Genomic DNA, 14,774 nt, shown 5'->3' with positions numbered 1-14,774 from the left:
GGGCGGGGCGGGGTCGCGTCGGTCATGGCCGGAACATAGGCCGGACAATGGCCCTTGGGAAGCGGTCGCGATGACGCGCATCGGCATGATGGGGTTGCCGGAACCCTGAAATGACAAAGCCCCACCGGTCGGGCGGGGCTTTGATGGGGGAAAAGGCGGTTACTTGCCTTCGCGCGTGGTCGACAGGGTGCCGCCGGGCGGGGGCATTACTTCCGGATTCTGCTCATCCTTCCAGAACATCAGCTTGTCCAGGAAGGTCGGGCTGCCCACCACAACGCCCGGATTCTCCCGGTCGACGATGGCGCGGATATCGGGATTGACCCCATCGGCACCGGCCTGGGCCAGCAGGGCGCCTTCGCCGTTGGTCTGCTTCGGGTTGGTGCGCGGGTCGATCAGCGCGCCGGAACCGGCCGTGCTGGCGCCGAACACGCTGGCCTGCGAGCGGGTGTCGCGCTCCATCTCCTGCGGGCGCGGGCTACCGGGCTGCGGCGGGCGCAACGTGAAGTCGGGCGGCACTTCCAGCGGCGCGCGGGCCACGACCAGGAATTCATCCGGGGCATCATGACCGCCGAACAGGCCGCAGCCGGACAGCAGGCCGCCCATGGCCAGAACGGTGATGGCCGGCACGGCCGCCTTGCGCACTTGCTTCAACACAACCATGGTCCGATCCGTACCCTTTGAACGAGGAGCAGAGTCTTAAGTAAGGGGCCTGCCCGTGCAACTGACGGCTGGCACTCTAGCGCCGCTCCGCCCCGGAGAACAGCCCGTCGATCAACAACAGGCCCACCCCGACAACGATGCAGCAATCCGCCACGTTGAATGCCGGCCAGTGCCAGCCCGCGACGTGAAAGTCAAGGAAATCGGCAACGGCCCCGAACCGGAACCGGTCGATCACATTTCCAACGGCCCCGCCGACCACCATGCCGGTGGCCACCGCCACCAGCCCACGGTCATTGTGCCGGTTCCACCAGAGCAGCGCGCCACAGATGATGACCGCCATCAGGCTCAAGGCAAAAGGCATCAGGTCATGCTGGCTGTAGAACATGGAAAAGCTGACGCCGAAGTTCCAGGCCACCACCATGTTGAAAAAGCCCGTCACCTCAATGAAGGGGGAATTCACGGCGCATGAAGGCCCAGGCGGCCCCGACAGACAGGGCAGCAGGCTGGTCAGCACCCATTGCTTGGCTACCTGATCCAGGACCAGGGCGACCAGCGCCACGATGCCCGTCACCCATCGCAGCTTCTTCCACACGGCCGCATCCGCGACCCCCTCACCCGCAACCATCATCCATCCGCGCTGCGCATCTCGTTTCCCGGTGCCTTATACCCTAAACACGGCGGAAAGGCGGCAAATGGTCGGGGCATGTGTTAAAATTCCGTCCTGCGGCCCTTGCACGGCCCGCCGGTTGCCTATGCGGCGGGCGGGGACACTGGCCATTTGCCTGTTGAGGGGCAACCTGTTAGGTTCCGCGCCGCTCGATTCCTATAAAGTTTGAGAAGCCTGTCATGAAGGTCAATGCGAACACCATGCGCAAGGGTCATATCCTTGAGCATAACGGCCGTCTCTATGTGATCACCGGCACCCAGATCGTGCAGCCCGGCAAGGGCGGCGCCTTCATTCAGTTGGAAATGAAGGACGTCAAGTCCGGCAACAAGAATATCGAGCGTTTCCGCACCGGCGAAGCCGTCGAACGCGCTCGCCTGGACGATCACGAGATGACGTTCCTGTTCGCTGAAGATGACAATTTCACCTTCATGGACAAGGAGACCTTTGAACAGGTCACCATCTCCGGCGACATCATCGGCGACGGCAAGATCTTCCTGCAGGACGGTATGGAAGTCGTGGTGCAGTCCTTCGAAGGCGCGCCGCTGTCGGTCGAACTGCCGCAGTCGGTGGTCCTGATGATCACCGAGGCCGACCCGGTGGTGAAGGGCCAGACCGCTTCTTCTTCCTACAAGCCCGCCGTGCTGGAAAATGGTGCGCGCGTCCTGGTTCCGCCGCATATCGAGGCCGGTACCAAGATCGTCGTGAACATCGAGACCGGCGAATATATGGAACGCTTCAAGGACTGAGTTTCGCCCTCAGTTTTCAGCATCAAACGCCCGCGCGGGTTTGAACGCGCGGGCGTTTCGCTTTTAAATAGGCGGGCTTCGATCCCGCAGTTTCTTCGTCATTGTGGAGTGTTCGACCATGGCAGCCCGTTCGGCCATCCTGAACGTCATGACCCGCGCGGCCGAGAAGGCCGGCAAGGCCATCCTGCGCGATTTCGGCGAGGTCGAGCACTTGCAGGTCTCCCGCAAGGGTCCGTCGGACTTCGTGTCCGCCGCCGACCAGAAGGCCGAACGCATCGTGCGCGAAGAGCTTCAGAAGGCGCGGCCCGATTTCGGCCTGCTGCTGGAAGAGACGGGGGAGATCAAGGGCAAGGACGCTTCCCACCGCTTCATCGTCGATCCGCTGGACGGCACCACCAATTTCCTGCACGGCCTGCCGCACTGGGCCGTTTCCATCGCGCTGGAGCGTGAGGGCGAGATCATCGCCGGCGTCGTGTACGAGCCGGTGCATGACGAGATGTTCTGGGCCGAAAAGGGGGCGGGCGCCTTCCTGAACCATACCCGCCTGCGCGTCTCCTCCCGCCGGCAATTGGCCGACAGCCTGATCGCCACCGGCATTCCCTTCAAGGGTCACGGCAATGCGCCCGTGTTCCTGCAGCAGTTGGAAGCCCTGATGGGCCAGGTGGCGGGCATCCGCCGCTGGGGTGCGGCCTCGCTCGACCTCGCCTATACGGCTGCGGGCCGTTTCGACGGTTTTTTTGAGGCCGACCTGAAGCCGTGGGACCTGGCCGCCGGCCTGCTGCTGGTCACCGAAGCCGGTGGTTTTGTCAGCGAAATCGGCCCCGGCAAGAGCCCGCTGTCCAGCGGCTCCGTCCTGGCCGCCAACCCCAACCTGCATTCACACCTGGCCGTTGTCCTGCGCAACGCCGGCAAGCCCAAGGTGGCCCCGGCGGAAAAGCCGAAGGCGTAACCTGCACGCATTGTCACGGCCGAAAACCCCGCACGTGCCCGGCACGCGCGGGGTTTTTCTTTGTGTGAACGGCGGACCGGATATTACGATCGCAAGATGTATCCATCATCGCCTGGAATGCCATGCGCCGCGCCGCCCTGCTATTGTTCAGCCTGCTGATGATCCCGGCCGCAAAGGCGGCACCGGTGGAGATCGAGGCCGCAGGCCCGAACGACCCCCTGCGCGGCACCTTGCAGGAGGCGGGCGCACAGGCGCCGATGATCCTGATCATCCCCGGATCCGGCCCCACGGACCGCGATGGCAACAACCCGCTGGGCGTGAAGGCCGCGACCTACCGGCTGTTGGCCGAAGGCCTGGCGGCACAGGGGGTGGGCAGCGTGCGCATCGACAAACGCGGCATGTTCGCGAGTAGCGCCGCCATACCGGACGCCAATGCCGTCACCATCGATGATTATGTGGCGGACAGCGCCGCCTGGGTCGCCGCCATCCGTCAGCGGACGGGCGTATCCTGCGTCTGGCTGCTGGGCCATAGCGAGGGCGGTCTGGTGGCACTGGCCTCGGCCGCCAAGGTGGCGGATATCTGCGGCCTTGTCCTGGTTGCCACGGCCGGGCGGCCATTGGATCAGGTGTTGAAGGAGCAGTTGCGCGCCAATCCCGCCAATGCCCCGCTGCTGGTCCCGGCGGAACGGGCCATCGACAATCTGAAGGCCGGCAAGCGGGTCGACCCGGTGGACCTGCCCCCGCCCCTGCTGCGCCTGTTTGCGCCACAGGTACAGGGCTTCCTGATCAGCGTCTTTGCCCAGGACCCGGCCACCCTGATCGCCGGAACCGGCAAGCCGGTGCTGATCCTGCAGGGCACGCACGACATCCAGGTTTCCGTGACCGACGCCGAACGGCTGAAGGCCGCCGCACCGGCGGCCACACTGACCCTGCTGCCCGGCGTGAACCATGTGCTGAAGGCCGTGGAGGGTGACAGCCGCCCCGCCAATCTGGCCACCTATGCCAACCCGGACCTGCCGCTGGCCCCCGGCGTGGCAGAGGCGGTGGCCGTATTTGTGAAACGCGCGAAGTAGCGGCGCGCCACCCGGCACCCTTCCTGTCCGACTCGGCCTTCCGGCGGCTCGCTTGTTCTTCTCAGGAGCGGCGCAACAAGGCCTGCACCTCTGGCACGCCACCGACCAGGAAACACAATAACGCATCGGTGAGGCGGTGGGATTTGTTCAGGACGCGCTCGATCAACCGAATGAGGAGCGGTCTTCTGGCATAGAAGGACTCGACGTCGGAAAGCCAGGCACCCACGGAAACCAGTTCCATTTTGGGAAGATACGGATTCCTTCCATGGGTGAGGCTATAAAAGCCGTTAAGGCCATACAAGGTATAATGTTCCCAGCCGGTGCCCTGGATGCTGCTTTGGTGTGGAACGCGGATAAAAAGCAGCCCACCGCGCTTCAGGCTGCGAAAGATCGACATGATGACGCGATCACGATCCTGCGGATAAAGATGTTCAATGACATGACTGGCATAGATAAAATCAAACTGCTCATCAGAAAACGGCCAATCGCGCGTGAAGTCACAAACCACCGTTTGATCCGTCGCTGAATCAAAATCAACAGTAACTATCTTATCCTGTTCGCGCTTCCTGAAAGGAAAACTACCGGCACCGATATCCAGAATGTTGATCGGTTTCTCGGGAAACAACCCCAGAATTTGCTGATGCGACCAAGATCTTTTTTGCATCATTATATCTTTTTCTTGCGGTCATCCGATAATTCCGGGGGGACCGGCCCGCCCGTGGCCCAGTCCAGCAATTGCACTGTATGCACAAGGGGCAGGGCCGTGCCCGAGCCGATCTGTGTCATGCAGCCGATATTGCCGGCGGCAATCACGTCGGGCTTTGTCCCTTCGATGGCCGCTACCTTGGCGTCGCGCAACTGGCCCGCCAGCTCCGGCTGCAGCAGGTTGTAGGTGCCGGCAGAACCACAGCAGAGATGGCCGTCAGGCACGTCCAGCAGCGTAAAACCCGCCCGGCGAAGAAGGTCACGCGGCGGGTCCTTCACCTTCTGCCCATGCTGCAACGAACAGGCGGCGTGATAGACGACGCGCAGGGGGCGTGGTGCCGTCGTACCGTCCGGCAGGCCCAAGGCCGACAGCACCTCCGTCACATCGCGTGCCAGGGCCGATATTTTCGCCGCCGGTCCCCCAAGGGCCGGGTCGTCGCGGAACATATGGCCGTAATCCTTGACGGTCGTGCCACAGCCGCTGGCCGTGACGATGATGGCATCCAGGCCCGCCCCCTCCATTTCCGCCATCCAGGCGTGGATATTGGCCGCCGCGAATCCGTGACCGTCCCGGCCCATATGGTGGGTCAGCGCCCCACAGCAGCCGATCCCCTTCGCCACCACCACCTCTGCCCCCAGCCGCGTCAGCAGGCGGATGGCGGCGGCATTGATTTCCGGGTTCAACGCCGGTTGCACACAGCCGGGCAACAGCGCCACCCGCATCCGCCGCGCGCCTTGCGCCGGAAAGGTCCCCGGCGCCTCCTGGGCGCTGCGCGCAAATACATGGTCGGGGGCCAGGTCCAGCATGCCGCGCAGGTCGGGCGGCAGCACGGCGCGGAAGGGCCGGGCCAGCCGCGCCAACCCCATCGCGGCCCGGAATCGCCCTGCATGCGGCAGGATCAGGCGCAGGGCCGCCCGCGTAAGCCGCACCTTGACCGGCCGCTTGGCCGTCTTCTCGATATGGGCGCGGGCATGGTCGACCAGATGCATATAGTGCACACCCGACGGGCAGGTCGTCATGCAGGACAGGCACGACAGGCAGCGGTCGATATGGTGGGTTTCCACCGGCCCGGCATCCCGCCCGCTTTCCAGCATATCCTTGATCAGATAGATGCGGCCACGCGGGCCGTCGCGCTCATCCCCCGTCAGGCGATAGGTGGGGCAGGTGGCCGTGCAGAACCCGCAATGCACGCAGGTGCGCAGGATTCTCTCGGCCTCCGCCGTGCCGCTGTCGGCCAGTTGCGCCAGGGTGAAGCTGGTCTGCATCACGCCCCCATCCGGCCGGGGTTCAGGATGCCGGCGGGGTCGAACTGTGCCCGCACCCGGGCCGTCAGGGCCGCAAGCGGGGCGGGCAGAAGCTGGAACACCGGGACAACTGCCTTCACGGGGTCCGGGGCCCGCATCAAGGTGGCATGCCCGTCGGTCCCCACCGACCCGCGCACGATGCCGGCGCCGGCATCGGACATGCCCCCCGGCACCCCGACCCAGACCAGGCCGCCGCCCCAATCCAGCCAGCCCAGTGCCCGCGGGATCGCCGCCCGGATGGCGGACAGCGCCCCCATCCCCGCCATGGGCGGCACCGACAGGCGCCACACATCCAGGTCGGGTCGTTCGGCGAACGGCATGGCATCGCGCAGACAGGACCAGAGTGCCGCCGATTCGTCCCCATCCAGCACAGCCATGGCCGCCCGCCCCGCCAGCAATCTGTCCAATGCCGACAGCCGGTCGGCCACCGACACCGACACCCCATCCAGCCGCAGCAGCGCACAGGGCGTGCGGTCGGGCAGCAGGCCATCCAGCGGCAGGTAGGACGGGGTCCAGGCGGCCGCCCCCACCTCTGCCGCCGAACCCAATGCGTCGGCCATGGCGCGTGTCGCCTCCGCCCCCTCGATCCCGGCCAGCACCAGGGTCTTCGACACGGGCGGCGCCGGCAGCACCTTCACCACGATCTCCGTCATGATGCCCAGGGTCCCGTGGGCACCGGTCAGCAGCTTGGGCAGGTCAAAGCCGGTGACATTCTTCACCACCTTGCCGCCCGACCGGAAGGTCCGGCCATCGCCCGAAATGGCGGTCATGCCCAGCACATGGTCACGCACAGCCCCCGCCTTCACCCGGCCCGGCCCCGACAGGCCCGTGGCCACGATCCCGCCCAGGGTGCCGCCCCCCGCCGGCCGGCCGTAAAGCGGCCCCAGGTCCGGCGGATCAAAGGCCAGGGCCTGACCGTTGGCGGACAGCAGGCGGTTCAGTTCAGCCAGCGGCAAGCCCGGCTGGGCCACCAGGATCAGTTCGGCCGGTTCATGGGAGATCAGGTCGGCAAGGGGGGACAGGCACAGGTCCGCACCCGTGACGGCGTGCCCCAGGCCGGGCTTGCTGTCGCCACCGGTGATCCGCAGCGGCTGCCCCGCGCGGACTGCATCGATAATGTCGGATAGCATGGCCCCGCCCGCGTCAGGTTCGATGCCGGCATTCTGCAGGGGCGATGGTTGGGGGGCAAGGTGGAAGCGCTATCGACCCTGCCCGCCCGATCACCCCGCGTTCGGCCCCATCGGCTTGGTCAGGGCCACGTCCAGATAATCGTCGACCATCCGGCCCAGCTCTTCCGATTTCTCGTTGAAGAAATGGTTCGCCCCTTCCAGGCGACGATAGTCGATCTTGATGTCCTTCTGCGCCGACAGCTTGTTGACCAGACGGGTCACCGACGCCTCGGGCACGATCTCGTCCCGGTCGCCATGCACGATCAGGCCCGACGCCGGGCACGGCGCCAGAAAGCTGAAATCGAACATGTTGGCCGGCGGCGCGACCGACAGGAACCCATCCAGCTCCGGCCGGCGCATCAGCAACTGCATGCCGATCCAGGCGCCAAAGCTGAACCCCCCGATCCAGCAGGCCGAAGCGTTGGGATTATAGGTTTGCAGCCAGTCCAGCGCCGACGCGGCATCGGACAATTCCCCTTCGCCACGGTCATAGGTGCCCTGGCTGCGCCCCACACCCCGGAAATTGAAGCGCAGGGCGGAGAAGCCGCGCTTCGTGAAGGCATGGAACAGCGTGTACACGATGCGGTTATTCATCGTCCCACCATGCTGCGGATGCGGATGCAGCAGCAGGGCGATGGGCGCATTCGGCACTTTGCTATGAGAGTAGCGACCTTCCAGACGGCCGGCGGGGCCGTTCATGATCACGTCAGGCATCGATGCACCGGTCCCGGTCAGACATGCGAGGGGCGAGCGTCAACAGGCGGTCGGCAGCGACCCGCGAGCGACCCAAGACCGGGCGGTCTTGGTAGAAGGGCGATTCTTGACCGTCCATCCCTGTCATTCTATAGGACTGCCTCAGGCGGTTGTGGGCCGTCGAGCCGTGCCCGGAAGGGACACGCCCCGCCGTCCACGGGACTGTGCCAGCGCGTTAACCGCAATGGCATGGAGGCAGACTATACCACAGCGCCCATATTCGTATTCAAGCCTCTTCGCAGGGGAATTCAAGCCTTTGGCGGAAAAGCAGCCCATGCGCCCTCCCCTTTACCTCGACTGGAACGCCACGACGCCCCTGCGGCCCGCCGCAAGGGAGGCAATGGTCGCCGCCCTGGCGGAGGTTGGAAACCCCTCCTCCATCCATGGATTCGGCCGCAAGGCCCGGCGGAGCGTGGAGGATGCGCGCGACCGGGTGGCCGCATTGGCCGGCGTGACGGCGGCGCAGGTCACCTTCACCGGCGGCGGGACGGAGGCCAACAACCACGCGCTGTCCCTGGCCGCACCACATGGCCGCCGCCTGCTGCTGGGCGCCACCGAACATCCGTCGGTGCTGGAATGCGCCGGGGCGGACAGCGCCGTGATCCCGGTCGGCCCGGACGGGCTGATCGACCTTGCCACGCTGGAACGCCTGCTGGCCGACGGCCCGGCCCTGGTCAGCGTGCAGGCCGTGAACAGCGAGACCGGCATCATCCAGCCCCTGGCGGCCATCGCCGCCCTGGTTCACCGGCATGGCGGCTGGCTGCACAGCGACGCCGTGCAGGCCGTGGGGCGCATCCCGTTCGACATGGACGATCTCGGTCTGGACCTTGTCACCCTCTCGGCACACAAGATCGGCGGGCCGCAGGGCGTTGGCGCGCTGCTGGCCGCACCGTCCGTGCCGCTTCTGCCCCTGCTGCGCGGCGGCGGACAGGAACGCCGCATGCGGGCGGGCACCGAAAATGTGGCCGGCATCGCCGGATTCGGGGCTGCAGCGGTGGCGGCACAGGACGGGCTGGCCGCATATCAGACCATCGCCGGTCTGCGCGACCGGCTGGAACATGCCGTGCAACAGGCGGCCCCCTGGGTGCGCATCGTCGGCGCCGACAGCCACCGCGTGGCCAATACCAGTTGCCTGGCCCTGCCCGGCATGCCGGCCAACAGCCAGTTGATGGCCTTCGATCTGGCCGGCATCGCCGTCAGCGCCGGATCGGCCTGTTCGTCGGGCAAGGTGAAAACCTCCCCCGTCCTGGCCGCCATGGGGCTGGACGAGGGCATCGCCGGGTCGGCCATCCGCGTCAGCCTGGGCTGGGACAATACGGCCGACGATATCGACCGCTTCCTTTCCTGTTATCTGCCGCTTGCCGCTCGCGCCCGGCCGGCCACCCGAGGGACCAGAATCGTGGAAACCACTATCCCCTGTTGGCATTGCGCCGGCGACGTATCGCCCCGCGCCCTGTTCTGCCATGGCTGTGGATCGATTCAGCCGCCGGGAAAGGTTGATCCTTTCACCCGGCTGGGCGTCGCCGCGACCTTCGAACTGGAGGCCGCCACCATCGAGCGGCAGTCTGCGGGTTTCGCCCGGATCCTGGCTCCGGCCCGGTTTCAGGAAAAGGGGGAGCGGGCGATGGAACTGGCCGACGCCCAGCGCGCGGCGCGGGAAAAGGCGGCCAGCACCCTGCGCGACCCCGCCGCCCGCGCCCGCGCCCTGCTGGAACTGGCCGACGCCGCGCCGCCACGCGCCGTCAATGGCGGGCCATGGGAACTGACCGTGGCAGCCGCCCCGGACAGCGCCACCCGCGCAAGGGCGGTGAAAAAGATCAAGGACGAGATAGCGGGCGAACTGCGCCTGCTACTGGACGCCTTCCGCCTGGGCGACCATGGGCTGGCCGCAACCCGCCTCGGCCGGGTGGAGGCCATGGCCATGGCCGTGGAAGCGGCCCGCCGTCTGGGCTGAGGAACGGCGGAACCGGTCAATGCGCCGTGGTTTTGGAGAACAGGTTCATCACCAGCACACCCGCCACGATCAACCCCATCCCAAGGATGGCGGGCAGGTCGAGCTTCTGCCCCTGGAACACCCAGCCGACGATGGCGATCAGCACGATCCCGACACCTGACCAGATCGCATAGGCGATACCGGTCGGAATCGTCTTGAGCGTCAACGACAGGCAATAGAACGCCGCGAGATAGGCCGCCACGGTGACAAGGCTGGGAACCAGCCGCGTGAAACCGTCGGACTGTTTCATGAAACTGGTACCGATCACCTCGCAGATGATCGCCACCGCCAGGAAAAGATATTTCATGGGGGGCCCTCCCTGGCTCCCGGAGGCTGCCTCAATCCCCCATCGCCACGCCATCGCGGCGGGGATCGGCGCCCCCCTGGATACCGTCCGGCGTGACGCGGATGATATGGATGCCGCTGTTCACATTTTCGCGCTTCACCTGATGGCCCATCGCGGTCAGGGCCGCCGCCAGACTGTCGGCCGCCGGTGCCGACTCGATCTGGGTGGCGCCATTGCGGTTCAGCAGGATGGGCAGGTTTACGGCCGCCTGCGGGTCCAGGTCCCAGTCCAGCATGGCCACCAGCGCCTCGGCCACATAGCCGATGATGGCGGTCCCGCCGGGGGAGCCGACGGCCAGCACGGGAGTGCCCTTCTGGTCAAACACCACGGTCGGGGCCATGGAGGAACGCGGACGCTTGCCCGGCCCCGGCGCATTGGCCACCAGCTTGCCATCCTTGGTCGGCACGAAGGTGAAATCCGTCATCTGGTTGTTCAGCACGAATCCGCCCGCGATCAGGCCCGACCCGAAGGCAAATTCCACCGAACTGGTCATCGACACCACCCGCCCCTCATCATCGATGATTGAAAAATGGGTGGTGGAAGGGATGTCCGGCCCATCGGCGGAGGGGTACAGCGCGCCCGTACGAAAGGGCGGTTCGCCGGGCGGCACGGGACCGGTCGTGGCCCGCGCCGGGTCGATGCCGGCGGCCCGGCCGGCGATATAGCCGGCATCGATCAGGCCCCGGGTCGGCACAGGCACCTTGTCCGGGTCACCGACATGCGCCTCCCGGTCGGCATGGGCGCGACGGCTGGCCTCCATTAACAGGTGCCAGGCCTTGGGATCGTCCTTGCCCATGGCACGCAGATCATAATGCGACAGCATGCCCAGGATCTGCAGCACGGCCACCCCGCCGGCCGAAGGCGGGGCCATGCCGCAGACCTTCCACACACGATAAGGGATGCAGATGCCATCCCGTTCCACGGCGCGGTAATTGGCCATGTCCTCCAGCGTCAGGACCGGCGTGCCGCTGTCACCCGCCGCCTGTTGCAGACGGCTGACAATCGCCTTGGCGATGGGCCCCCGATAGAAGGCGTCGGGACCGGCCGCCGCCAGCAGTCGCAGGCTGATCGCCTGTTCAGGCATGGGGATGCGCTCGCCCAGAACCGGCGGCCGCCCCCCTTCGCGGTAATAGACACGGGCCAAGTCCGGCGACTTGCCCAGCATACGCTGCCAGTCGGTCAGCACCCCCACCATGCGCGGCCAGGCCGGCACCCCGGCATCAGCCAGATCGATGGCCGGCTTGAACAGGCTGTTCCAGGGCAGTTTGCCATGGGCGGCATGGGCCTGGGCCAACATGGCGACCACCCCCGGCACCCCAACGGCCCGGCCCTGGGACAGCGTGTCCAGGAAGGCCATGGGCTTGCCGTCGGCGCCCATGAACAGATTGGGCGTCACGCCGGCCGCCGCCACTTCCCGCCCGTCATAGGTGGTCAGTTTGCCTCCCGGCTCAGCCAGCAGCATGAAGGCGCCACCCGCCATGCCGGATGATTGCGGTTCCGCCAGCCCCAGCACCGCCTGCACGGCCACCGCCGCATCCACGGCATTGCCCCCCTGGCGCAGGACCGCCAGCCCCGCCTGTGCAGCCAACGGATTTGCCGCCACCACCATCTGGCGCCGGGCGATGACCAGTTCCTTGACCTTGGCGGCCGATGCCGGTTCCGGCGCCTGCTGTGCCAGCGATAGGGGCGCCGTCAGGCCCAGAGCCAACAGCCCTGCGATGAAACGACGGCTAAAAGTCGGGATTGGGGAGGATTGCATCAGCCTGTCCGGGGACCTGTTTTTTACATGGTCGCCCAGTGGAATAGCCGATGGCAAGGCCTAGATACGAAATCCAGGTACGGGGCGGGAAAACAACCCCTTGGAATCGGAAACGGGCCGCAAAGGGCCCGCCAGACAAATCCGAAGGCGCAGCACGACGCGCCAATCAACAGGCAGTGACGACAGTCTTCGCCATATCCCGCCGGTTCAAACCGGAACGTCCGGCCGAACGGACAGGAAGGCACTGAAAACAGAAAAAAGTTCAGCAGTGCTGCCCACTGGACAACACTGCTGAACCTTCAACCACGTGACGCAAGAGCGTCAGGTCAATCGCGGGTCAGAGATCAGAGGATCTCGACGCGGTTGGCCTGCGGACCCTTCTGACCCATGCTGGTGTGCAGACGCACGCGCTGTTCCGGGGTCAGGGCGCGGACACCCGAACGCTCCAGAGCGGTGATGTGCACGAACACGTCCTTGCCGCCGCCATCGGGGGTCACGAAACCGAAACCCTTGTCGGCGCTGAAGAACTTGACCACGCCTTCGATCGTTTCCGTCGGGCCGTTGTCGAAGCTGCGGGCGACGCGCGGCGGGCGCGGGCTGTCGCCGTAACGGTCGCCGCCGAAGCGATCGCCACCGCCGAAGCGATCGCCACCGCCGCCAAAGCGGTCACCGCCCGGGCCACCGGGACCACGGCGGGCCGGCTGAGCCGTCGTCGTGTCCACGCTGTGGATCGAAGCGACCTGCGGACCCTTCTGACCCTGCGACAGATCGCAGACGATGGTCGTGCCATCGGCCAGGGCGTCATGGCCAACGGCCTGGACGACCGAGGCATGCAGGAAGGCATCGGGCGACCCATCAGAGAGGGTCACGAAGCCGAAGCCCTTCGTGGGGTTGTACCATTTGACCGTGGCGGTGACGCTCCGGCGGGTGATCTGCGGGCTCTGCGGAGAACGGCGCTCGTACATGTGGTCTCGAACTCGACTGTCGTAGTGTAGGGAACTTCACCGGTAGACCGGCTGCAAGGACAGTACACGGTTCGGCGCCACGCGGAAAGCATATCCGCGAGGAGCCTGTCCAGCAGCCATCCCATCAAGACAGTACACCGGATATTGGCGGGATGCACTATCAAAGCCGTGGATTGTTACCGAATGATAGCAGGGCTGACGGCTCCCCCACGCAAGGACCGCATAGCCCTTCGCTGGCATTTATCGCAACCGGGGCCTCTATTTCTCCATGCCGGAAATGGGAAATACCAGGGCTGGTATCGGTTTTTCTCTCCAACGGCTATTAGGGCGCTTAGGTTCAGCCTGCATTTTCCGTGCAACCGCCCCTTCCAAGACTGTTTCCCCTGAAACGCATAAGAGGTAATCTCCAAGGCGTCGCAACAAGGACAGCGCCTTATCGACCGCATGGCCGCTACCCGCAGCACCGACGACCTGTCTGCCGCCCCTCCCACGCTGAAGGAACGTTTCCTGGCGTGGTGGGAAGGCATTGACGTTCAGCGCCGCAATCGCGACGCGGAAGAGGATGCGGCCGTCCATGGCGGCGATGCAGCAGCACCCGGCACCCCCGGCGCCAACAAGCACCTGAACCGCAAGGGCAAGCCGTTATGGACGGCCACCCGCATCGAAGTGGTGGAGAAAATCTGGGGGCCTGGCTTCTCCTCTCCCGGCGGTGACGAATTCATCCCCACCATCGTAAAACCCCTGGGCCTGAACCCGGCCATGAGCGTGCTGGATATCGGTGCCGGCCTGGGCGGGGCAACCCGCGCCATGGCCAAGCAATATGGAACCTGGGTGACAGGGGTGGAGGGCAATCCCGTCCTGGCCGAGGCCGGGATGTTCCGGTCGCAGAAATCGGGACTGGCGCGGCAATCCCCCATCCTGTCCGCCGATCTGGAGAATTTCACCTGGAACAAGCGGGTGGATGCCATCTTCTCCAAGGAGATTTTTTACACGATCCGCAACAAGGACAAGCTGATCGACAGCATCGAGGCCGCGCTGAAGCCACGCGGGCAGTTGCTGTTCACCGACTATGTGATCGACCCCGGTCATGCACGCGGACGCGATTTCGACGGCTGGATGCATGCCGAACCGGTGGAACCCACCCCCTGGACGGTAGAGCAATATGCGGCGGCACTGGCCCAGCGCAACCTGGACACCCGCATCACAGAAGACAATACCGACACCCACCGGTCCCTGATTCTGAATGCCATCCAGGAACTGGTGAAGCATCTGGAAACGGTCAGCATGGATCATGACACCAAGCTGGCAGTGGTAGAGGAGGTGGAGATGTGGGCCCGGCGTGTCGCCGCCCTGTCTTCGGGCCTGCGTTATTACCGATTCTATGCCCTGAAACCCGCCGAACTGACCTGACCCAGGCTGAAAGGGCCGGTTTTTTGCGGCGCGGGAGGGGGTTGCACGGCCTGATGCGCCTGTCCGGTTGACAGGGCGGCAACCCGCGACTATGTTCCGCGCCTCGCAAAGAACGCCTCCAGCGCCAGAGTGCTTATCATGAAGATCGTGAATTCGCTGAAGTCGATGAAGACCCGCCACAAGGCTTGCCGCGTCATCCGCCGCAAGGGCCGTGTCTACGTCATCAACAAGCTGAACCCGCGTTTCAAGGCCCGCCAGGGCTGAGATATCGCTG

General features: G+C 65.6%; 15 protein-coding genes. 6 read left to right on the top strand and 9 right to left on the bottom strand.

Features of this window, described 5'->3' with window-relative positions:
• Positions 1-159: 159 nt before the first annotated feature.
• Together KBA48_RS17570 and lspA are read right to left on the bottom strand one after the other, a co-directional pair.
• The gene (locus KBA48_RS17570; RefSeq protein ID WP_292908703.1) at positions 160-660 is read right to left on the bottom strand and encodes a DUF3035 domain-containing protein; all 501 of its coding nucleotides are present in this window, start codon (positions 658-660) and stop codon (positions 160-162) included.
• A gap of 76 nt (positions 661-736) precedes the next feature.
• Positions 737-1,288, bottom strand: coding sequence for a signal peptidase II (gene lspA, locus KBA48_RS17565; RefSeq protein WP_292908701.1), 552 nt, complete (start codon positions 1,286-1,288; stop codon positions 737-739).
• Between the two features lie 218 nt (positions 1,289-1,506).
• Between lspA and efp the strand changes: the two genes are divergently transcribed.
• The 3 genes from efp (at position 1,507) to KBA48_RS17550 (ending at position 4,095) form a co-directional block, all read left to right on the top strand.
• A complete protein-coding gene (gene efp / locus KBA48_RS17560) occupies positions 1,507-2,073 on the top strand; it encodes an elongation factor P (protein WP_292908699.1) in 567 nt (188 codons plus the stop codon).
• A 118-nt stretch (positions 2,074-2,191) separates the two neighbouring features.
• The gene (locus KBA48_RS17555; RefSeq protein WP_292908697.1) at positions 2,192-3,022 is read left to right on the top strand and encodes an inositol monophosphatase family protein; all 831 of its coding nucleotides are present in this window, start codon (positions 2,192-2,194) and stop codon (positions 3,020-3,022) included.
• Between the two features lie 122 nt (positions 3,023-3,144).
• The gene (locus tag KBA48_RS17550) at positions 3,145-4,095 is read left to right on the top strand and encodes an alpha/beta fold hydrolase (RefSeq protein ID WP_292908695.1); all 951 of its coding nucleotides are present in this window, start codon (positions 3,145-3,147) and stop codon (positions 4,093-4,095) included.
• A gap of 61 nt (positions 4,096-4,156) precedes the next feature.
• Here KBA48_RS17550 and KBA48_RS17545 read toward each other — a convergent pair whose 3' ends face one another.
• The 4 genes from KBA48_RS17545 to KBA48_RS17530 form a co-directional block, all read right to left on the bottom strand.
• On the bottom strand, positions 4,157-4,762 hold the full coding sequence (locus KBA48_RS17545) for a class I SAM-dependent methyltransferase (protein ID WP_292908693.1): 606 nt from the start codon (positions 4,760-4,762) through the stop codon (positions 4,157-4,159).
• Positions 4,762-6,066, bottom strand: a complete 1,305-nt coding sequence (gene glcF / locus KBA48_RS17540; RefSeq protein WP_292908709.1) for a glycolate oxidase subunit GlcF — start codon at positions 6,064-6,066, stop codon at positions 4,762-4,764. Before glcF ends, KBA48_RS17545 begins: the two co-directional genes overlap by 1 nt.
• Positions 6,066-7,235 (bottom strand): FAD-binding protein, encoded by a 1,170-nt coding sequence (locus KBA48_RS17535; protein ID WP_292908691.1) that lies wholly within the window; start codon positions 7,233-7,235, stop codon positions 6,066-6,068. The genes glcF and KBA48_RS17535 overlap by 1 nt, the downstream gene beginning before the upstream one ends.
• Before the next feature lie 90 nt (positions 7,236-7,325).
• Positions 7,326-7,988, bottom strand: coding sequence for an alpha/beta hydrolase (locus tag KBA48_RS17530; RefSeq protein WP_292908689.1), 663 nt, complete (start codon positions 7,986-7,988; stop codon positions 7,326-7,328).
• A 313-nt stretch (positions 7,989-8,301) separates the two neighbouring features.
• Between KBA48_RS17530 and KBA48_RS17525 the strand changes: the two genes are divergently transcribed.
• Positions 8,302-9,981 (top strand): aminotransferase class V-fold PLP-dependent enzyme, encoded by a 1,680-nt coding sequence (locus KBA48_RS17525; RefSeq protein WP_367273843.1) that lies wholly within the window; start codon positions 8,302-8,304, stop codon positions 9,979-9,981.
• A gap of 16 nt (positions 9,982-9,997) precedes the next feature.
• Here KBA48_RS17525 and KBA48_RS17520 read toward each other — a convergent pair whose 3' ends face one another.
• The 3 genes from KBA48_RS17520 to KBA48_RS17510 all read right to left on the bottom strand — a co-directional run bounded on the left by KBA48_RS17520 (position 9,998) and on the right by KBA48_RS17510 (position 13,090).
• Positions 9,998-10,327, bottom strand: coding sequence for an SMR family transporter (locus KBA48_RS17520; protein WP_292908687.1), 330 nt, complete (start codon positions 10,325-10,327; stop codon positions 9,998-10,000).
• Between the two features lie 31 nt (positions 10,328-10,358).
• A complete protein-coding gene (ggt, locus tag KBA48_RS17515; protein WP_292908685.1) occupies positions 10,359-12,125 on the bottom strand; it encodes a gamma-glutamyltransferase in 1,767 nt (588 codons plus the stop codon).
• A 344-nt stretch (positions 12,126-12,469) separates the two neighbouring features.
• Positions 12,470-13,090 (bottom strand): cold-shock protein, encoded by a 621-nt coding sequence (locus tag KBA48_RS17510; protein ID WP_292908683.1) that lies wholly within the window; start codon positions 13,088-13,090, stop codon positions 12,470-12,472.
• 444 nt (positions 13,091-13,534) lie between these two features.
• On the opposite strand from KBA48_RS17510, the gene KBA48_RS17505 reads away from it, so the two are divergent.
• Both KBA48_RS17505 and ykgO read left to right on the top strand, forming a co-directional pair.
• Positions 13,535-14,500: a methyltransferase domain-containing protein gene (locus KBA48_RS17505; RefSeq protein ID WP_292908681.1), complete on the top strand. Its 966-nt coding sequence runs from the start codon at positions 13,535-13,537 to the stop codon at positions 14,498-14,500.
• A gap of 138 nt (positions 14,501-14,638) precedes the next feature.
• A complete protein-coding gene (gene ykgO, locus KBA48_RS17500; RefSeq protein WP_029014073.1) occupies positions 14,639-14,764 on the top strand; it encodes a type B 50S ribosomal protein L36 in 126 nt (41 codons plus the stop codon).
• Positions 14,765-14,774 lie beyond the last annotated feature (10 nt).

The organism is Niveispirillum sp. (assembly GCF_017996735.1).
Taxonomy (GTDB): domain Bacteria; phylum Pseudomonadota; class Alphaproteobacteria; order Azospirillales; family Azospirillaceae; genus Niveispirillum.
The sequence above is the reverse complement of the archived record's forward strand: the minus strand, read 5'-3'. Positions and strand labels throughout refer to the sequence as shown.